At 55.6% G+C, this 18,438-nt stretch carries 20 protein-coding genes and 1 tRNA gene; 15 read left to right on the top strand and 6 right to left on the bottom strand.

Going from position 1 to position 18,438, the window contains the following annotated elements:
- Nucleotides 1-382 precede the first annotated feature (382 nt).
- On the bottom strand, nt 383-1,171 hold the full coding sequence (istB, locus tag QEN71_RS00735; protein ID WP_201662941.1) for an IS21-like element helper ATPase IstB: 789 nt from the start codon (nt 1,169-1,171) through the stop codon (nt 383-385).
- Nucleotides 1,172-1,177: 6 nt separating this feature from the next.
- Nucleotides 1,178-2,701, bottom strand: coding sequence for an IS21 family transposase (gene istA / locus QEN71_RS00740; RefSeq protein WP_201662938.1), 1,524 nt, complete (start codon nt 2,699-2,701; stop codon nt 1,178-1,180).
- A gap of 636 nt (nt 2,702-3,337) precedes the next feature.
- On the opposite strand from istA, the gene QEN71_RS00745 reads away from it, so the two are divergent.
- Both QEN71_RS00745 and QEN71_RS00750 read left to right on the top strand, forming a co-directional pair.
- On the top strand, nt 3,338-3,583 hold the full coding sequence (locus QEN71_RS00745) for a hypothetical protein (protein ID WP_201661074.1): 246 nt from the start codon (nt 3,338-3,340) through the stop codon (nt 3,581-3,583).
- A complete protein-coding gene (locus QEN71_RS00750; RefSeq protein WP_201661071.1) occupies nt 3,580-3,801 on the top strand; it encodes a hypothetical protein in 222 nt (73 codons plus the stop codon). Before QEN71_RS00745 ends, QEN71_RS00750 begins: the two co-directional genes overlap by 4 nt.
- Here QEN71_RS00750 and QEN71_RS00755 read toward each other — a convergent pair whose 3' ends face one another.
- Together QEN71_RS00755 and QEN71_RS00760 are read right to left on the bottom strand one after the other, a co-directional pair.
- On the bottom strand, nt 3,802-4,065 hold the full coding sequence (locus QEN71_RS00755; protein ID WP_201661068.1) for a hypothetical protein: 264 nt from the start codon (nt 4,063-4,065) through the stop codon (nt 3,802-3,804).
- Between the two features lie 113 nt (nt 4,066-4,178).
- A complete protein-coding gene (locus QEN71_RS00760; RefSeq protein WP_201661065.1) occupies nt 4,179-4,802 on the bottom strand; it encodes a hypothetical protein in 624 nt (207 codons plus the stop codon).
- 175 nt (nt 4,803-4,977) lie between these two features.
- Between QEN71_RS00760 and QEN71_RS00765 the strand changes: the two genes are divergently transcribed.
- Entirely contained in the window at nt 4,978-5,166 is a 189-nt protein-coding gene (locus QEN71_RS00765; protein WP_201661062.1) for a hypothetical protein, read from the top strand.
- Nucleotides 5,167-5,221: 55 nt separating this feature from the next.
- Nucleotides 5,222-5,491 carry a ribonuclease H-like domain-containing protein gene (locus QEN71_RS00770; RefSeq protein WP_201661059.1) on the top strand — a complete coding sequence of 90 codons (270 nt, stop codon included), beginning with the start codon at nt 5,222-5,224 and terminating at the stop codon, nt 5,489-5,491.
- A 137-nt stretch (nt 5,492-5,628) separates the two neighbouring features.
- Here the strand turns inward: QEN71_RS00770 and QEN71_RS00775 are convergent, their stop codons facing one another.
- The gene (locus QEN71_RS00775; protein WP_201661056.1) at nt 5,629-6,420 is read right to left on the bottom strand and encodes a hypothetical protein; all 792 of its coding nucleotides are present in this window, start codon (nt 6,418-6,420) and stop codon (nt 5,629-5,631) included.
- Nucleotides 6,421-7,154: 734 nt separating this feature from the next.
- Between QEN71_RS00775 and QEN71_RS00780 the strand changes: the two genes are divergently transcribed.
- The 9 genes from QEN71_RS00780 to QEN71_RS00820 all read left to right on the top strand — a co-directional run bounded on the left by QEN71_RS00780 (nt 7,155) and on the right by QEN71_RS00820 (nt 16,857).
- Nucleotides 7,155-7,523, top strand: a complete 369-nt coding sequence (locus QEN71_RS00780) for a hypothetical protein (RefSeq protein ID WP_201661053.1) — start codon at nt 7,155-7,157, stop codon at nt 7,521-7,523.
- Between the two features lie 685 nt (nt 7,524-8,208).
- Nucleotides 8,209-8,601, top strand: coding sequence for a surface-adhesin E family protein (locus QEN71_RS00785; RefSeq protein WP_201661050.1), 393 nt, complete (start codon nt 8,209-8,211; stop codon nt 8,599-8,601).
- A 9-nt stretch (nt 8,602-8,610) separates the two neighbouring features.
- Nucleotides 8,611-9,378 (top strand): hypothetical protein, encoded by a 768-nt coding sequence (locus QEN71_RS00790; RefSeq protein ID WP_201661047.1) that lies wholly within the window; start codon nt 8,611-8,613, stop codon nt 9,376-9,378.
- A gap of 815 nt (nt 9,379-10,193) precedes the next feature.
- The gene (locus tag QEN71_RS00795; RefSeq protein WP_201661044.1) at nt 10,194-11,003 is read left to right on the top strand and encodes a metallophosphoesterase family protein; all 810 of its coding nucleotides are present in this window, start codon (nt 10,194-10,196) and stop codon (nt 11,001-11,003) included.
- A 1-nt stretch (nt 11,004) separates the two neighbouring features.
- Nucleotides 11,005-11,625, top strand: a complete 621-nt coding sequence (tmk, locus tag QEN71_RS00800; RefSeq protein WP_233472137.1) for a dTMP kinase — start codon at nt 11,005-11,007, stop codon at nt 11,623-11,625.
- Nucleotides 11,622-12,521 (top strand): hypothetical protein, encoded by a 900-nt coding sequence (locus QEN71_RS00805; protein WP_201661038.1) that lies wholly within the window; start codon nt 11,622-11,624, stop codon nt 12,519-12,521. The genes tmk and QEN71_RS00805 overlap by 4 nt, the downstream gene beginning before the upstream one ends.
- Entirely contained in the window at nt 12,512-12,856 is a 345-nt protein-coding gene (locus QEN71_RS00810) for a nucleoside triphosphate pyrophosphohydrolase family protein (RefSeq protein ID WP_201661035.1), read from the top strand. The genes QEN71_RS00805 and QEN71_RS00810 overlap by 10 nt, the downstream gene beginning before the upstream one ends.
- Nucleotides 12,853-13,782, top strand: a complete 930-nt coding sequence (locus QEN71_RS00815) for a thymidylate synthase (RefSeq protein WP_201661032.1) — start codon at nt 12,853-12,855, stop codon at nt 13,780-13,782. The genes QEN71_RS00810 and QEN71_RS00815 overlap by 4 nt, the downstream gene beginning before the upstream one ends.
- A 2,661-nt stretch (nt 13,783-16,443) precedes the next feature.
- A complete protein-coding gene (locus QEN71_RS00820) occupies nt 16,444-16,857 on the top strand; it encodes a hypothetical protein (protein ID WP_201661030.1) in 414 nt (137 codons plus the stop codon).
- A gap of 7 nt (nt 16,858-16,864) precedes the next feature.
- Here QEN71_RS00820 and QEN71_RS00825 read toward each other — a convergent pair whose 3' ends face one another.
- Nucleotides 16,865-17,005 carry a hypothetical protein gene (locus tag QEN71_RS00825; protein ID WP_201661027.1) on the bottom strand — a complete coding sequence of 47 codons (141 nt, stop codon included), beginning with the start codon at nt 17,003-17,005 and terminating at the stop codon, nt 16,865-16,867.
- 519 nt (nt 17,006-17,524) lie between these two features.
- On the opposite strand from QEN71_RS00825, the gene QEN71_RS44665 reads away from it, so the two are divergent.
- A complete protein-coding gene (locus QEN71_RS44665) occupies nt 17,525-18,109 on the top strand; it encodes an AlpA family phage regulatory protein (RefSeq protein ID WP_307792597.1) in 585 nt (194 codons plus the stop codon).
- 143 nt (nt 18,110-18,252) lie between these two features.
- Nucleotides 18,253-18,324: transfer RNA gene (locus QEN71_RS00840), tRNA-Ala, on the top strand.
- Nucleotides 18,325-18,438: the final 114 nt, after the last annotated feature.

An 18,438-nucleotide genomic window follows, 5' to 3' on the forward strand; every position in this document is an offset into this window, starting at 1 on the left:
AGAGGTCACCGTATGCCCGGGTGGCGGAGAATTTACCTTTCCCGCTCTTAGCTCAACCTTCCGCAGACTTAACACGAAGGCATCGTGTCCACTCTTGGGCTCTGCAAGGATTCGCCCCCACCCTAGTCGCCATGAGTCCCGCTTGCGACGTCGCTCTTGCAGGTTTGCGTTTCGCACGGGGCTCACCCCACCTGCTATCCGTTTCCTGTGTGGCCGCGGTTGGGTTGTCCTCTCCCTCCTCCACACAGCTAGTGAAACGCTGCTGCAGGGATTGTAAGTTTGCGGTTACTTATCTGCTGTCACGGATCGGCGTAATCGAGCCGGGGATGATCGGCGTAATGAGGCCACCTGGAATGGCCCCGAAACGCGATTTCGAAGGGACTCAAGAATGCGTTTTTTTGCCTGATTTTGCAACCACGTTTTCGCCGTTTTCGGGCATCGGTTTCGGCTTGCGGAAGCTCTCACCCTCAATGACGACACGGTAGGCGCCGTGCCGTAGCCGATCGAGCGTGGCAGCACCGAGGATGCGGTTGTCGGGGAATGCGTCGCCCCATTCGCTGAAGTCGAGATTCGACGTCAGGATAGTTGCCGCGCGCTCATACCTGGCGGCGATCAGGTCGTGGAAGTCTTCGTCGTGGGGCGCACGCAGGGGTTTGAGTGCAAAGTCATCGACGATCAGCACCGGAACGCGCACGAACTGCTGCAACTTGCGTTCATAGAGCTCAGTCGCCCGTGCTGCATGCAGCTTCTTGAGCAATTCGGTTTGCGTGATGAACAGGACATCGCGGCCCTGGCGTGCGGCGCAGTGGCCCAGGGCCTGCGCGAGATGCGACTTGCCGACGCCGGTTTGGCCGACCATCAGCACGCAGACCTTCTCGTCGATATAGCGGCCGGCGGCGAGATCATAGATGTGAGCGCGGTTGAGTTTGGGCACGCGGTCGAAGTCGAAGTTCTCGAGCGTCTTGCCTAGGGAGAAGCCAGCGCGGGCGAGCCGCACGCCGAGCTTCTTCTGCTCTCGCCGCGCGACCTCGTCGTGCAGAAGCGTGGCGAGGAACTCCGTGTAGGCAAGTTGCCCGTCGATGGCTTGACGGTTGCGTTGCTCGAGCGAGTCGAGGATGCCCGAGAGGCGCAACTGCTTGAGGATCGTGTTCAGTTCTGGACTGGGATGCATAGGCGTTCAATGGATCAGAAGGGAATGGAGGTCACGGCCGAAGCGGCCGCCGTTCAGATAGGTGTCGGCAGGCGCCGGCGTCGGCGCTGGTGCTGCGGTGGGCTGGCTGTCCAGCCCCTTGTCGAGGATCGCCTTGACAGTGCGGTACTTGGGGCTGGCGAACACGAGCGCACGCTCGCACGCAGCCTCCAGCCGTTGATCGCCGACCTTCTCGCGAAGCCTCAAGACGCCCTGCGCGCCGCGCAGGTTGACGAGCACCTTGTCGTTGAACATCGCGAGAACGAGCGCGTGGCAGGCTGGCCCGATATCCTTTGCCCGCGCCAGGCACCACTGTGGATCGTGCTCGAGCCACGCTTGCGCTTCAGGCGGCTGGTGGTCACGCACCGTGTGGCGATCGCCGGGCTTGCGCAGGCGCGGATGGGTCGCGACGAGCTCATGGCGGTGGAACACCTGCACGACCGTGTCGGTCGCCTTCAGCCACAGCTGCTTGCCAACGAGCGTGAACGGCACCGAATACAGTGCCTTCTTGTAGACGACGTGCCCGTCGGTATGGACCTTGACCTCGCACCATACGGCCAGCACTGGCGGCACATCGGGCAGTCTGGCGAGCAGTGGCTTCTCGATGGCGAAACGTGCAAGCGGCTGCTCGCGCGTCGTGCCGTGCTCGCGCGTGCCGGCCTGCTGCATCACCCAGTCGCGCAATTGACGGTTGGCGTCGGCGAGATCGCGGAATTCGCGCAGCGGCACGAAGGATCGTTTGATGTATTTGACTCCGGCCTCAACGACGCCCTTCTTCGCAGGATCGTGTGGAGGGCATGCATCGATCCGGAAGCCGTACCCCTCGGCCAGCGCGGCGTACGAGCGCTGTACCTCGGGGTCGTACATGCACGCCTTTGTGATCGCGCACTTGGCGTTGTCGATGATCACGCGTTCGACGCGGCCACCGAACCATTCGAAGGCGCGCCGGTGACAGGCCAGCCACGTCTCGACCGTCTGATCCAGCACGACCTCGGCGTATTGATGACGCGACCAGCACAGCGTCATCACGAAGAACCATGTCTTGAGCAGAACCCCGGACTCATGCGTGAGCACCGGACCGGCGCCGAAGTCGACCTGTGCGGCCTCGGCCGGTGCGAACTCCAGGATCGTCGTCGCTCTCGCGCCGCGCTCGGCCTTCAGGTGCAGCAGGAAGCGCCGCACTGCCGAATAGCTGCCCGTATAGCCGTGGTTGCGCTGAAGCGCGTTGAAGATCGTCGTGCCCTGCACGTCGGCGTCATACCAGCCGCGCACCAGATCGCGAAACGGTTCAATCGTGGAGACGCAGCTACGCGGCAGCTTCGGATTGCGTCCGAAGATCGCTGCCAGTTCGGCGTCGTCCGGCAAGGGCCGACCGGGATCGAGCCAGCCCCGAGCGAGCGCGACCTGCCTGACGGTCTTCAGCTTCCCACGCCCCATCAGGCGTGCGCTGGCAATGTCACGGTCGGAATCGCCCTGACGCATGCGCGCCAGAACCTGTCGATACTCAAACACTTCGAACCTCCTTCGACTCATCGGCCCTCCGGGCAAAAAGCCTGAAGGTACCGGGTTGTGGAAATTCGAAATGCGTTTCGGGCTGCCGCCCGACAGAACACTGAGCCCGCTACGTGGCTCGATTACGCCGATCCTGCGGTGGCTCTAATACGCCGATCATCGAGTGGCCCGATTGCGCCGATCATGCACTGGCTCGATTGCGGCGATCATCCGGTGGCTCGATTACGCCGATCCCGGAATGGCTCGAATATGCCGGTCAGTGACATCTGCAAGACACTCAACGCAATATTCAGCACGAATGCAACGCTATCTTTTACTCAGCGACGGAATGGTCGCTCAGGCTCGCGCAGTTTTGAGAGGTGCGCCCGCTCAGCCCCGACCGAACCTAGCTCGCGAAAAGCGTCGGGCCTAGTTCGCAGTCGATTTCCGAGGGGCGGCTCGAGCGCCTGCCGCGGCTTCAGACGAATAAGGGGCCTGCCTAACCATGATCGTGTGATCCGTCGACACACATTGCTGGACCAAGCACGCCAGAGTGCTGCGTTGACGTGATGGATGTGATTGACGACGTCGTCGCTGATATTAGATCGAGGATCGGCGGCGCTTGCGCATCAATCTTCGAAGCTGAGCTGCGGTTCGATGCCGTTCGAAGTCGAGCGCTACTACAACCCGTGTCACCCGATCACGATCCCGCGCGGCGCGCTGCTGTCCATTGACCGCATCTTCATACGCAAGGGTGCGCCCGACTTCGACAGCATCACGTTTTGGCTCAAGGCGAAGTCGACGCCGGTCGCGGTGAACGGACGTCTGCTGAAAAAGAGTGTGCGCTTCTGGGCGAAGCTGGACGACGTGAACCGCATCGAGGTGCGGGAGCCGACGCCATGAACACGAAGCCGTCAATCGGTCAGCGCGTTCGCCTCAACGACGACGGCTACGAGCAACTGCACCTTACCAGCCGCGAAGCAATCAGGCAGTCGTGTGACATGCGGATCACCGGCGTCGAGGATATGGGCTGCGCCGGGCACCCAATCTGGGCCATCGACGTTGATCAACCTGCACTGAACATGTTCCTGCTGCACGCTGAATTGGTCGACCCGATCTAGCTACGGCATCGGAACGAACCCGGCAGGGTTCTTCGAAAAGTGGATCGTGGCGTCATGCGTGTGCTTGACGCCATATTTCCCGAACTGGTCGTCATTTATGTGAGTGTTGCCAAGGGACCATGCGATCCATAGATGGTTCGGGCCGCTGTCTTTCTCGTCCGTATCGCCTTTTCTGAGCGTGATATTGCCCGACGAATGACGCACGCCCCAGTGAACGGTTATCCAGGGGTGGGCGCTGTCATTGACGAAGGTTAGTTTTGCCATCGTTCTTCTCCTGTATCGCCCTACCAGTTCTTCGAGGGGTGAAAAAGAGCGTGCGCTACTGGGCCAAGCTCGACGACGTCAGTCGCATCGAAGTCCAGGAGCCGACGCTGTGATCAGGTATGCGGACGCGGATCGACGATCGTTTTGCAGGCGGGTTCGCCGTGATTCACCCCATCGCTACCACGACAGACTCCAATAAAGTGCTTAGCAGTCGGCGAGCATTTGCCAGCTGCCCTGTATTGGGCTGCTACGTTTTTGTTAACCCCGATCACAGTCAGCTGCGCGTCGATCCATGAATGCCCTTCAGAAAAATGCCGTTTTGGTGTCCATGTATGAATTCTCATCCCGTCGCCAATTGCCCACATTTGCATTTGAGAGGCGCGATCACCTGTGGCCGGGACCACCGACACAGTGTGAACCACGCTGCTGCAGTATTCGTAATCTTCGGGCAAAGGGTATTGAAAGTCAGCATCTTCGCCAACGATCGTATATCCAACCACATAGCCAGTCGTCGTCGTGAGAGTTGAAATGTCCACCCCAAGGTATAAGGCAGCAGCATCCAAAGCAGTTTTGCAGACCGTGTTGTGAATGCACTGCATGGCTGTTTCCCCAAGGCTATCGGGGTCCATGACCGGATTGACGTGCGCGGTGAGTGCGACCAGATCGGGACTCTGCGGTGATTGGGCATTTGCCAAGGTGGCCGTCATCGCAAGAAGGCAAAGGAGTATTCGTTTCATTTGATTCTCCCGTCATTAGCAACGCAGCCTATCGGCAGGAAATATCTCGTTCTGTTCGCGAAAGCACATACAGGCAGAACGTAAGCCATGAAGTGCATACCGAATTCTTGTTCGCAAACTCCAATGCCCGATACTTATACTAAGTATCGGGTTATTCAATTATGGGGGGCAATATATGACGACTCTGATCGCGGGCACCGACATCGGAACGACGGGCCTCGACTGGACGGAAGGGCACAGGATTATCGAAGTCGCCGCCGTCATCTACGACCTGACGTTGCATCGGGGTCGAATCCGCAGCGTCCCATCGCAGCGCGAAGAAGCGTCTGGGCCAATACGTGCAGCGCGTCACGTGATGCCGTGAACCACGTTCGACCAGCTTGCCGCTGAGCCGACGTGGGAGCAGGTCGCGCCTAACTGTGCTCAGCAAGACGCAACACCTCGTGGCGCACAACGGCAACGGTTTCGACTTCCCGTTCATCACGCGTGAGTTCCAGCGCATCGGTGTGCCCGTGCCGACATTCGGCCCGATCGACGCGATGCAGGAGGCACGCTGGGCGACGCCGCTGGGCAAGCTTGAGCGTAAGAGCACCTCTACCTGTGAGCTGGCGGCTCTTTGCCATGATATCCCGAGGGGCAGCGCGCTCCATTGTCTAGATCCGCCGGCAGGCGCACCTATGGGGACTTAAGCCGTTCTAGCGGCGGATTTCTTCTTGGCGAGCCGGCGCGGGACACCTGGGCTGCGTTCGCCGTTTATGGGCCTTGACGGGCACTAGGCCGTTGATAAAGTCCGCGCATAGATTGGCAGTCCATGACAAATTGTGACTTACCATCCTCGAATGTCGCGAACTTCTTTGTTGATTCGACCATGAACGCCGGTGATGTCGTGTCCGAATCGTTCGGCCGTCTTGATTTGCATTTGAAGATAACGGGAACCCTCTACTCGAACGGGACCTGCAGCTCCAGGCCAGGTGATCATCAGATAGCGGCCGAAGTTTTCTTCGTCAACCCTTACGAAATTAATCACCGAGCCGTCAAGCATGTTGACCAGGCGCTCGTCTTCGGCGCTAGCGTCGAAGTGCGGGAGCTCAGCCAATAGGCTGAGTAGGCGACGCGATGACCGCGGCATCGAGGTGCGCCGCTCCGATCGTTGCTCAATGGACGAGTCGCTGAACCTTCCCCAAATCCAGCTAAGCGTCGCCCAGATCATGCGGAGCACCCAGAGAAGAACATGACCAAAATGCTTGGGCACGCTCCATTTTGCGGAATAAGAGAAGTTACGTGCCACCGAGTCGGATATTATGTTGGTGCCCCAAGATGCCGTTACGAAAGGAATAATCCACATAAAGAACGTTCCAGCATTGCTTATGGCGGTTGCCTGCACTGTCGAGAGGCCGTGCGCGCCTTTGGAGTTGATCAAGGACTGTGCAAATGGAATCCACCGCATTTGGATTTGAAAAGCCGCCCAGCCGGCAGCGAGGATGAGCACCATTCCAAGAAGGATAGCCCCTACCTTGCTGATATCCTTGCTGGTCAGCAAAATGGTGGACACCGCTACTGCAACCATTAGTAGGTTAAGCAGGCTGAGTGTCATCATGGCGTTAATAGCATCAAACATCGGATCTCCAAGGCCAAAGTTGCGATAACGACCTATTGGCCGAATCCCTTAAATTTTCAACTTTAGTGCGATGAGGGACGGCTACTACGCATAAATCCGGTTTGTGGTCGCGTGGGCGAGGAACTACGCATAAGTTGGGGCCGCGCCACCTCAGCGGGAAGCTACGCATAAATCGAGGCGCCTAGTTCGGACGCGATCTCATGTAGTTGAGGACTCGTTGGGCGTAACTTGCAAGGTGCGCAAATGCTCAATAGCCCCAGATCTGCATTCCCTTTACAGCCGCACATTGCTGGCAGAGCGCCGGTGGTCAGCTGCCGTCGAGGTAGTCTCTGTTTTCGACACTAGTGTCTCGCCCCAATTTATGCGCAAGTGGCGAATGCATGACAAAGGGAGCTCAACGGACGATCAGGCCCGGATGGGGCACGGCAGCGCCGTCGCGGCCTCGTTGAGACGGATCTACACAACATACCGACCGGGCTAGTCTTCCCAGATCTTTTGATGAGCGCGAAGCGGGTCTCGATGATGGGCAGCACGCGGCTGAATCGATCCTCGGTGTGTCTAATGACTGGGTGAGACTTCATTTTCAAGACCGACCGACGGAGCAGGCTCGGATCCGTGTAGCTAGACACCTAGCTATACGATCCATGGCGGGACGGCGACTTCCCGCACAGAAATGGCGTCCGAGCGGAAGCTAGAATGCATCCTCATCGAATAGTGAAACCTCGGGGGAAACAATGAGGAAGCTGATTGCGGGTGCCCTGCTCGCCGCATCTGTTGGAGCGTTTGCGCAAACGCAAGTCCATATCGGAATCTCAGGCGTCACCGGAAGCGCCTTTATGCAGTGGTCGCATCGGAGCAGATCCGATTACGTGAACGGTCTCGTTGACGGAATGCTATATGCGCCTGCCTTGGCCAATGCCAACCTCCCCTTCCTTGATCACATCGAGGATTGCTTTGTGGCGATGCATCCCACGCACGGCCAGCTCACCTCGATCGTGGACCAATATCTACGAACCCATCCCGTCCTCACCGGGTATGAGATGCACAGCCTGACCTACTGGTCGCTTCGCGATGCGTGCGCGCAACTCGGCAAGCCTCTCTAAGCCGGTCGAACCTTATATGGCGGGCAGCGAACCCTATACCGGTCCACGGCGGTCTCTACCGGCGCCCAGCCATGGAAACTTAGGCGTGGATTCGGGCCAAACTCAGACGGGAATTGGCTGAGCGGGCCGTGGCAGGCTTCGGTGCGGTATAAGAAATTTCTGGCAGGCGGCGATCGAAAGACAACGATACGGACCACACGTATAAGCTTCTTATAGAGAGAATGATGTGGGCTGTGTGTTCTCTACGTATGGATGATTGTGTGATTGATTCATGCGGCCCAGCGTGTATCGTGTCCGTGTCGGTGGTGTTATCGCGACCGGTCTTTCCGTCTACCGGGTGGGCACCCTTGTCGTTGCTGGTGGGCCAAGCGATCGGGTCGTTTTCTCTGCTCATCGGGTGGTCGATGCCGAGCTCATAGCGGGCCTGCTCGTCGTCGATACCTGTAAACTAACGAGGCGCTCGTAAGGGCGTTCTATGATCTTGAGTCACTTTCCATAGCCGGTAAAACCTTCGTAATGGGACCGAAATTGCGCGACTCCTTGAAATAGGCGAATTGCATTTCAGATCAATGGTTTATCGTGCCTCAGTTAGGCATGCTTTCGGAGCATGAAATAAAGCCCTGAATTTCCGTGTCGAAAGTGCCGTTATCATGCAAGCAAAATCAAAGATTAAGAGGACTACACCATGTTGCGGAAGGCAGCTATCGCAGGGGTATTCCTTACCAGCTTCTCCCTCGCGCACGCGTCCGACTGGCACCCCATCGCGGGTAACAATGATGGCACTATCGAGATAGATCTGGGCACCGTTTCCCGGAACGGACCCTTGGTCAAAGTGTGGTTGCGTCAAATATTCTCCAATGGCAAAGCGGACACCGCATATCCGAGACCAATCGGTAGCAAGCAGACTCACTGGTATCTGGACTGCAAGCGCCGCGCTATAGCGCAAGGTGAGATTTTCGTGCGCGATATGCAGCAAGACATCATGTTCCAATCACGCGGAACGCCGAATGACTTTCAGGACGTCGTGCCTGATTCGACCGGTGAGGCTGTGCTCGAAACGATCTGCGCCGCTCACTAACGGCTAAGCATGACCGCCGACACGCACGTCTTTCAGATCACGCAGGCTCTGGCGCTCATGTGCGAGCGTCTGCCGCTTCCTCCTTCAGGGTTCGACTTGGTCGCCTTTCTGGAGAAGTGGCAAGACCTGACTGGCGCGATCATTGGTGGTCTGCTCGGCGTGATCGGGGCTTTGATCGTGGCGCGGAGTGCGACCCGGCGAGAACGGAAGATCGCCGCGACGATGGTGCTGCCCGAAGTGCAGAGCTTCGAAGCGGCGCAAATGGGCATCGCCAAACACCTGAAAGTCAGCTACCAGAGCAAGGCCGCCCAGAAGCGGCAGACTTGTTTCATGTTGCTGAAACAGCGGCCAAAGATCCGTGCTTTACACGGTGAGACGATCACTCACCTGTATGATCTCGACGCTAGGCTCTTTGCCCATCTTTCGCTATGCAAGATGATTCACGAAGAGTTTGAGGCATCGCTCGGCCATTTCGAACAGGCGTGGAAGTCGGCAAAAGCGCCCATCGCATCGCCCCAGGATGCGGCGATGGTTGAGGCGGCTATCGACATTCGGGTAGCAGCGGTGACTGTGGCATGGGACCATTGCGTGGAGCACGCGACCCTCGCGAACTATTTTCTCGGTCACTTCAATTTCAGTCTGTGGCCCGTCTGGGCAGGCAAGCTGAGAATGCGGCTCTTCCCCAATGACTTTGATCGGCGATCAAAGCGGCTGCTTAAGGAAGGCCAATTGCCCGTCGATGATCCGAAACAGACCAGACCTGATCAACCCATCTGACGGGGTCTAGGGCACGCCTGCGCCCTTAGGGCCGCAGGAATAGCCGTTTCCAGCGTCACTCTTCCCCGACTACTGCGTAAACCCCGCTATGGGCGTTTCTAGCCACACGGGTTGTCCACCCCCTCGTCGATGATTGCCAGCTCGGCCTAGGTCAGATCGAGTTCGCGCTCGTCATCCATTTCGTGGAACTCGTCTTCGGTCTCGTAGAACTCCTGCACTCGCACTTTCGCACTTTCGGCATGTCAGTTTCCCATTGTGTGGAGCCCGATTCTTGCGTGTGCATAGCACTGTAAGGGTCCTGATTCTGGCAGCGCCTGGCTGTATAAGGATCGGGTCTCGCCTTGGAAAAAAATTAGGCGCGAGGCCTTTGCATCGAACTCACGGTTTCTAAGACTATCGACGTCTTGCTACCGAGATCGGCCTTGGTCGGGCTTCGTGTCCTTGCCCTTCATGAGCAACGTGCGGCCGCTCGCTCATTCTCTACAGCAACGGCCGCGCGACTGTATTTCCGAGAAGGCCAAATGGAGGTCTTGTTCCATACCTGTGCCGATGCGCGTTCCCCTCGAACGCCACGATTGGCACCGAGCACGCCGCAGGACCGAACCTCGGGACATCGGATTGCGCTGACTTCTAGTCAATTCTCGACATAGAACTGCACCAATGTGGTGCGTCGACCTTAAACGGTCCAGTTCCCTTTCTGATCGCGCAGTTTAGAGCGGGTATGCCTGGGGCGATACAATGACGACTTGGGCGACCGCAGGCACAAATCTCCTCCGCAATCGCCGAACACCATTCATCCAGGCCACCGTGCAACTATGAAGCTTTTTCATCTGACAGACATCCATTGCGGGAACAAGAACGCGCCGTTTCGGACGGACGAGTTGGTCAACGCTCTGGAAGCGCTTTCGGGGGACTTTTCTCGCGACGACTGTTATCTAGTGGTGAGCGGCGACGTTACGTATCAAGGCAGCCTCGCGGGATACAAAGAAGCGCAAGCCGTGATAGAAAAATGCTGGCTGAGCCGGGGTGGAGCTGCGAGCCGCATTGTTGCTTGTCCGGGGAATCACGATATTTGTGAAAATTCCTTTCGCGCGTTCGATAAATTTACTTACGCTGTGCGGCGCGACGGCCGGCTAAGCTTCGAAAACAAGAGCACGTGCGTCCTGAGATTCGGCGACGTCCTGTTTGCAGTGGTCAACTCCGCTTACCATCGTGATCATAAATTCGGGCTAGTTGATGTCGCGCAGCTCGTTGATGAGTTGAAGGTGGCGAGGGTGTCGGAGTGCAACACCAAGATTGCGATCGTGCATCATCATCTTGTTGGAGTTGACGCCAACGATCTCTCGACTCTTAGGAATGCACTTCCACTTCTGGAAGCGCTGCAGAAACATGGATTTGAGCTCGTGTTGCACGGCCACAGACACTCGCTATCAGAAATTTCCGTAGGCCCGAACGCCATGGCTATCCGCGCTGGTCGCTCCCTGAACTTCGAAACACCCGGTTACGTGAATGGCATGTCGATACATGAACGGGTCAACGGGACTTGGGAGGCGAAGAACTTGTTTCTGTCAAAGGATATCGCAGCAGTCGGGCTGGCCGGGTTTGCAGCACAGGGGCGTGAATAAAATGGCTGGAAAATTTATCGTATTTGAAGGTATCGACGGCTCCGGGACCTCGACGCAGGCGACCCTTCTGCGCGACCGACTTATAACTACTGGCCAGCGTGCAGTATTGACGAGCGAGCCCTCAGAAGGGCCCATCGGGACGATGATTCGACAGGCGATGAAAGGGAGGGTGCTTTTCTCGCAGGAAGCTGCTCGTTTTGACCGACAGATGGCATATTTGTTCGCTGCAGATAGATTTGACCATTTGCATAACCCAGTGGACGGTGTTGAGAAGCTCGTGTCTGAGGGGACATTTGTTATCAGCACAAGGTATTACTTTTCGTCGTTTGCATATCATGGTGATTCTGCCGCAGACTTCGAACGGGTTCGCTCGCTTAACGCGGAGTTTCGGCACCCCGATCTGGTGATTTATCTGAGTAATACCGTTGAGCGATCGATGGCAAGGATTTCCAGCCGGAAGCATTTCGATGCATACGAAAATGCAGCGAAACTAACGAAGGTTTCAGAAAATTACGAACGGATTTTTGCCGATTATCAATACCCATTCTTACGGCTAAATGCCAGCGATTCAATGGAGAGTTTGCACGAAGCCATTTATCTGCGAGTAAAGGATTTGCTGTGAATTGCATTGATTACCAGAAAGAAGAGAATCTAGAGGCTGTTGCCGCTCGTGCTAGAAATGCAGTGAACGAAGGCGTAAAGGTTTTCAACTTTATTATTGCGGCTGAGCTGTCGCGGGAAGCAATCGAGAACGCTCCTCTTGCTGATGTAACTGATATTGCGGAAAAATGGCGTCAACCGAATGTTCCTGATGATTTGATAATCAATCACGGGAGCTATTTCCAATACGCTATCGCTTTTTTGACAGATGAACTACGCCAAAAGCCCACCTCTAATCGGGCTCTCTATTCATTGATCAACACGAAAGATATTTCGGAGAGTGGGGATCGGCCGATTCCGTCGTTTTTGATCTTTCAATGTGGATTAGACGGCGATACTCTCTACTGCACAGTGTATCTTCGTGCGCTTGAAATCGCCAATTTCTTGAGGATCAATCTCGAGGAGATACGCCTTAACCTGTGCGAGGTATTAAAGCGAGTCCATGCGGTCCGGGTAAGGCTCGCCGTTTTCGCGTTTGGCGCATATAACCGCCCGAATCAGTCTACATTGATAAAGCCGGAGCTGGATCGGTTGTCGGATGTCGACTTCAGGGATGTGTTGGACTTCGAACGAGCGAGATTAGTGGAGATGCTAATCGAAAAGTCGCAGGAGGCAACGTTTATCGATGTCAAGAGAATCGCGACGATCGCAGACTGGTCTGCCGCAGGACGTGCTCGTCGTCCCAATCTGGCAAATATCAATCAAATAAATCACCTCGCGTTTGAGGCAGTTAAGGCAGGGAACGAGCTCGCCGCAGTGCGTCTTTTGCACTCTCATCACGATGTTGTTGTTGGGGAAGCTGAGAAATATACGGCAGCCGTTACCAAACTTGCGTTGGAGTTCAGAAAATGTCCTTGACCATCGCCGAAATCCTCACGTTGCAGAGCGAATTTGATAGGAACCACGCCGGCGCTACCCCTTTTTTTGTTGAAATCAACGAAAAAAATCTTTGCGAACTCGAACATTTAATTGTTTGCATGGTGGGAGAGTTGGGCGAGTTCGCAAATATCGTAAAGAAGGTTCGGCGGGGAGATTTTCCGCTGGCAGATGTCAAGCCTGATCTTGATGAGGAATTGGTTGACGTTTTCATTTACTTGTTGAAGATCGCTGGACAGACCAATGTTGACCTCGAAGCGGGTTTCCTGGAAAAAAGGAAACGTAACATTGATCGCTTCGCAAAGTATCGAAAATGATTACTTTTAACGATCTGTCATTTAACGGGCAATATCTGAGCGCTCTCGAAATCGCTACCAGATCGCCCCATGTCGCACCGTCGCGGCTTGGTGACATGGTTAATCTCGGCCAGGCTTTTTTTGAAATAAAGCCTAATGACCCTCGACTCGTTTTCTTGAGTGGCCGGAAGCTAAATGCTGTCTTCGCAATCGTAGAGGCTTGCTGGGTATTGCGAGGGTCGAACGAACTGGCGCCTCTCGCTCGAGAAATCGCCACATATGGCGATTTCTCGGATGACGGTGTGACGCTGAATGGTGCATACGGTTACCGGCTACGATCATATTTCGATTTTGATCAAATCGAGCAAGGCTTGGAAATATTGAAGCTTGATCCTAGTTCTAGGCGAGTCGTATTGTCCTTATACGATACTGACGATTTGGGAAAGCGATCAAAGGATATTCCGTGTAACACATCTGTGTTTTTGAAGATTATTGATCGAAAACTGGATTTGACGGTAATCAATAGATCGAATGATTTATTTTTAGGCGTCCCTTACAATATATTTACATTCGGAATATTGCAGGCTTACCTGGCCAAGAGGTTAGGCATGGATATAGGAAATCAGCGACATTTTACGGATTGCCTGCATGCATACACCGAAAATCTGCTAAAAATTGAAGCTATTGTTCGGGCGAATAAATTGAGCGAAGTGGAGGAGAGATCTGCCGCTTTTAACTGGGAATACTCGGCTGCAATTTTGGAGAATGCGAATGCCATCGTCGATGACGATTTCCGCTCAATAACATCTGATGGTCTCAGGGCCTTCCTGTTGTCGCTAACGAAGGATGATTGCGATCGCACAACTCATAGTGACTCTGATACCCATCACACGACCTTTTATACTTTTTTGGCAGACCGAGTGATCGGTCGACGATCTGCCAGATGAATTTTCAAAGGGACAACATGTCTGGAACCGCCGCTGTAGAGTTCGCGTTGCTCACCACTGAGAGCCAAGAAGTTATAGTGGAAAGCATAAACGCGTGGGCAACTCGTCTCACTGGTTGTCTTCCGCAACTTAAGGCTGTGCTAGGTGAGGATGGCCGAAAACTTGGTATGGACTCGCCGGGCAGAAGCGAAGACCAACAATTGCGCACAATTTTGCTTTCCGCCGTGCTGACATCCGGCGATCCGAATGTTGCGCGTTCGGAAGTAGGACAGCATAGACTGCAACAGATAGCTGCAGCAGCCTCCGCTCTTGGGGTTGCTATGAACGACGTCCAACCTCTGTCGAGCGCGGCGAAAGAACTTTTCGCGGCGATCGACTCTTTGGTAACTAGATGAGGCAATTCGGCTTGGGGGAGGGCGCGTTGCAGTTGTCTTGCGCCTGACCTCCCTAATCGCCCAATCTGCGTTGGGCATCCGCGGGTGGCGTTGTGCGCATATTCTTGAGTGCGAGCTCCATAGGGAGGGTGTTGCGGGGTGTCGCGGGTGCGCACACAATCATCCTACTGTTCGCGAGTGCCTCTCGCTTTGGAGCCACATTTACGATTGTTTTGCGCCAGCCGTGCTTCAAAAGCGGCTGACTCAGCGAGACGTGAGCGCTTTCGGTGTGCTCTCGTCGCCTTGATCTTTGAGTGACCACGGTCCGATTCCGCTCTGTCTTACCGCGCGCGTTCATTCCCGTTCCGAACCGACGTTCTATACTCAAAATTTTAACGAATCCTCAATCGAATGTTCTGCACTTATTGCGTGCGGCGACATGACGAAGTCAGAAGGTAAGTTGTTCCAAGGCTGTGTATGCGCCGATAGTCGAAGTGGGCAGTTACCATACCTGTCTGTTAAAGCGAAATGGAGCGAGCCATGGGTATGCGCTCCAAGCGGTGTTTCTGGACTGCTTCAATCTTGAGGCCCGTTGGGAACAGCGACAATCGCATAGCTGTCCATCTCCTATCCAACGCAGCTGTATAAGGATCGCACGTCGGCGCAGAAAAATTAGGCATGACGCCCCTGCATTGAACTCCCCGTTTCTAAGACCATCGACGTCTCGTATCAAAGTGAGTCTTGGTTGGTCCGTAGCGCGTGGTGGCTACACAATTCCCTGCATGTCGAAAGTGGCAATCTACCTGCGGGCGAGCCAAAACCATCTTGCTCAAGTCTCGCGAAGACGCAAAGTGATTTCTACTTGTGCCGAAGGCAGTTGTGCCAGATCGAGTAAACGACTGGAATGGAGGCAGATATAAGCCAGATGACGTTCATGTATCGCCGCATGAATCGATCTTGCTTAGACTCCTTTGCGATCCTCGCCTGGCGTGCCCTCCAAAGATCTTTAATTCCCATAGCTCTCCCCGATTGTTCACTGATGCGAATGCAATTGTCTCGCGATGTGTTTGGATTTTCAAATAAGTTAGTGGTTACAATTATTGATGATGTGATTCACTGTATTTTGGTGTTTCTGATCGTTAACTTTCGTGGCAGCGAATAAGCCATTGCTTAGTTACCTGTGAATCTGTGCAACGTTCCGGTGATCCCCTTGATAGTGCGGATCGTCCGAGGCTGAGGAATTTCTGCGTTGGCGAGTTAGGCGAGATATGCGCTGCGTGATGTTGCTGCATTGCTGAACAGTTGGCGAGCCCGTCCTGGTAACTCCGGATGTCCGCCGGGTGGCTATTGGGAGAAAAGCCGGGCTTTTTGCGGTTATCCACTGGCCCCTGCAACCCGAAAATCCTCGCCGTGGGACCATTGACTCCGGAAACTCTCCCAATGGCGAAGGAGAATAAGGGTTGCAAACCCCGGACACTCCCAATAGACCGGCGGTTGAATCTATTGGGAGGGAAACCCAGTCGCTACGTGCCTCACCGCTGAGCGGAGTATCCGATCCGACGGGTCCTCACGACCCGGAATACCTCCCATTGAAGCCCGAAGCAGCGCAGGGCGCGCCCGATCGGAAATGCCTGAAGCTCATTTTCATCGTAGGGGCGGTTCTTACCGGCTTCTTCACCACACTGCAGGCAGATGCGCCGCTGGATAATGCGGAGCCGTCTGGGCCCGCGCCGCCTCCGATAGCGTCGGCGGGAGGGGTGGAGCGCCTAGTAGACGCCGGCGCACCAATCGCGCTGATCGTGACGTCGGCGGGCACACTTATTGGAGCATTCGGCGCCGTGACGACAACGATTCTGGGTTTGGTCACGGACCGAAGAGGCATCGCACACGAAGCTGGAAACGGAAAAGCTCCAGCTTGAAAATGAGCAGCCGCGAAAGACGCTCGATGAAAGAGGCCCGTCGAGCGACGTCTGCGCCGCTCTAGGCCGCCTTCCTGAAGACTGAGTAGTCGAAGTCGTTCGTGAAATTTTGAAAAAACCGGCGTGTTCGGGATGGAAACGGTAATCCGTCGTGCCGCTGCGCTGTGCAACTGACGCATACGCGAGTGGAGGCGTTCTTCTTAAAGAAACAGTTCGGATGGTTTATGGGTCTCGGCATCTGGCGGACATGGGATAACCAAATAAAACGCCCTGGATTTTGCTGACGGTGTGATTACACTTCTTTTGCTGTCACGCTTGTTTCGTTGTTTAATCGCTTAATGAAATGTGAAAGCATTTTGGAGAAAGACATGAACACACCTAACCAGTCTCCACCTGACCAGTTTCCGCCGCCACCTAAGAAGACATCAAAAGATTTCGAGGAAGACTCCAAGAAACTGATCGAAGTGTTGAAGGCTGTTCCGTCGCCAACGGTTATTGGTCAGGATGGTCTTTTTACGCTGTGCGCGCTAATCATCATGACCGAAACCGACGCGGCGCGGCGAGAGAAACTGATCGATCAGATCAGAAAGATGAGCGGCGTGGACCGGTGGACGTTTCGTTCGGCGATCTGGATCTTAGGTGGTATAGCTGTTGTAGCCGCAGGTTCACTCGTGGCGTTCGGTATTTTGAAGACGCCAACGGACTATATAGCTGGAGTTCTTTCTGTGGCCTCGGCCTGCGTCGCAGGCCTAGCGGGGCTGTTGACCCCGCGCGGCAGATGACCAAACGTCAAGCGGCGATCCTGAACACGCTGTAGTCGACGTCCCGCACGATGAACGCGACGTTCGGGCCGAACTTCTTCACGCGCAACCCGCGCCCGATCCGCTGGCGCGTCGCCACCAGAGAAGGGCTTTCAAATTGTCCTTCCACACCGGAAATTGAGCGGCATCATCTCCGTCCCGGGCCCACGCCCCAGGTCGCAATAACGGATCCTGAATACACGCGCCTAAAGGCCTGCACTTTCCGTGTAGTCGAATAGATTCATGCGGACAGCGTCAAACGCGGTGGGAGCATCGCTGTGGTTGTCAAGCGACTGTATCCCGGTGTGTATAGCTAGACGTATAGCTATACAGCAAAGGAGCTTTGAAACTCGCCGTCCGTGAAACAGTAGACATGCCGGACTAGGATGTCCAAACCGCAGCGTGATGGGTGAACGCCTGCGCGGACGCCTTGGAAGTCCCAAACCGCCCGAAGCGGTCACCCGCATTGGCAGGCAACTCTCTAGTCACAACGCAATGCGTGTGATCGGGAAGGCAGATCGTCACGGTTGTCGCGAGACGTCTAGAACGGCCGAACCGTGCTTGCACGCGCAAGTTTTCTGTTTCGAGTCTTTAACTAGGATCAGTAGACGGCTGAGCGCTAGTAGGAGCTTTTGAAAGGAGGGGCGATATGCGTGGACGAGAATCAGGCCAAACAGGCCATGGATCTGCATCGGTTCGGGTCGATGCGGCGAATCGACGAGGCTATCAGCGAGCCGCCGATGCACGTGTGGTCGAGCTGTTGACTCCCGCTGCGATCGCGCATTGGCCCATCGTGGCCAGACAGCTGCGCGATGCCGACGTGTTGAGCTCCGTCGACGCGTGTTCGTTGGCAGCATACTGCGAGGCATTCGCACGCTGGTGCGCGGCCGGCGAGCAGGTCGCCAAAATGCTGATCGAATTTGGCGCGAGATCGGGAAAGCAGGCTCAGGAGCCGGCCCGCGCAACCCAAGAAGCCGCTCAATCGGCACAGGTTGCTGCACAACAAAGGGAAGAGGCGTGGCGACGGAACCCTAACTCGATCATGCGTCGGCAAGACGTCGAGCGCGAAGTCAGGCTGTCGCGGACGACTATTTACAACCGGATGAAGGATGGCACTTTTCCAGCAGCGGTGAAGCTTGGTGCCAGATCGGTGGGATGGCGGGTCGCCGACGTCGACGCTTTTCTGGCTAACCCTGCGGCATACCGGGCAGCGTCGAGAGACAAAAAAGCGTGATAGTCGACGCACCTTTACGTCTGGCGAAGGGCTTGCTAGCCGTATGCAGACGAGTAGGGCTGGGAAATGCTACGCTGTCCCGGCAAAGTGTCCCGAAACAGTAGTTGAAAGCGCCCCAAGCAGGACAGGCGACAGGCGGGAGCCGTCGGTAGCTCAGCTGGGAGAGCGTCGCGTTCGCAATGCGAAGGTCGGGAGTTCGATCCTCCTCCGCACATCGAAATTAACCATCCCTTTTAGACAGCCCAGCAACGTCTCAAACGGTGAACCTACCGGACACCTCTCCGCTCCATCCCCAGCAGTTCCCAGACCCTCCTCCTCCCACAACACCC

The organism is Paraburkholderia sabiae, assembly GCF_030412785.1.
Classification (GTDB): Bacteria; Pseudomonadota; Gammaproteobacteria; order Burkholderiales; family Burkholderiaceae; genus Paraburkholderia; species Paraburkholderia sabiae.

What these genes read in the sequence shown, in the direction of transcription:
- QEN71_RS00750 (WP_201661071.1), top strand. Translation starts at nt 3,580, where the DNA reads ATGAACACGAAGCCGTCAATCGGTCAGCGCGTTCGCCTCAACGACGAC.
- QEN71_RS00810 (WP_201661035.1), top strand. Translation starts at nt 12,512, where the DNA reads ATGTCCTTGACCATCGCCGAAATCCTCACGTTGCAGAGCGAATTTGAT.
- tmk (WP_233472137.1), top strand. Translation starts at nt 11,005, where the DNA reads ATGGCTGGAAAATTTATCGTATTTGAAGGTATCGACGGCTCCGGGACC.
- QEN71_RS00790 (WP_201661047.1), top strand. Translation starts at nt 8,611, where the DNA reads ATGACCGCCGACACGCACGTCTTTCAGATCACGCAGGCTCTGGCGCTC.
- QEN71_RS00760 (WP_201661065.1), bottom strand. Translation starts at nt 4,802, where the DNA reads ATGAAACGAATACTCCTTTGCCTTCTTGCGATGACGGCCACCTTGGCA.
- QEN71_RS00795 (WP_201661044.1), top strand. Translation starts at nt 10,194, where the DNA reads ATGAAGCTTTTTCATCTGACAGACATCCATTGCGGGAACAAGAACGCG.
- QEN71_RS00765 (WP_201661062.1), top strand. Translation starts at nt 4,978, where the DNA reads ATGACGACTCTGATCGCGGGCACCGACATCGGAACGACGGGCCTCGAC.
- QEN71_RS44665 (WP_307792597.1), top strand. Translation starts at nt 17,525, where the DNA reads ATGCGTGGACGAGAATCAGGCCAAACAGGCCATGGATCTGCATCGGTT.
- QEN71_RS00755 (WP_201661068.1), bottom strand. Translation starts at nt 4,065, where the DNA reads ATGGCAAAACTAACCTTCGTCAATGACAGCGCCCACCCCTGGATAACC.
- istB (WP_201662941.1), bottom strand. Translation starts at nt 1,171, where the DNA reads ATGCATCCCAGTCCAGAACTGAACACGATCCTCAAGCAGTTGCGCCTC.
- QEN71_RS00815 (WP_201661032.1), top strand. Translation starts at nt 12,853, where the DNA reads ATGATTACTTTTAACGATCTGTCATTTAACGGGCAATATCTGAGCGCT.
- QEN71_RS00780 (WP_201661053.1), top strand. Translation starts at nt 7,155, where the DNA reads ATGAGGAAGCTGATTGCGGGTGCCCTGCTCGCCGCATCTGTTGGAGCG.
- QEN71_RS00775 (WP_201661056.1), bottom strand. Translation starts at nt 6,420, where the DNA reads ATGTTTGATGCTATTAACGCCATGATGACACTCAGCCTGCTTAACCTA.
- QEN71_RS00820 (WP_201661030.1), top strand. Translation starts at nt 16,444, where the DNA reads ATGAACACACCTAACCAGTCTCCACCTGACCAGTTTCCGCCGCCACCT.
- QEN71_RS00745 (WP_201661074.1), top strand. Translation starts at nt 3,338, where the DNA reads ATGCCGTTCGAAGTCGAGCGCTACTACAACCCGTGTCACCCGATCACG.
- QEN71_RS00785 (WP_201661050.1), top strand. Translation starts at nt 8,209, where the DNA reads ATGTTGCGGAAGGCAGCTATCGCAGGGGTATTCCTTACCAGCTTCTCC.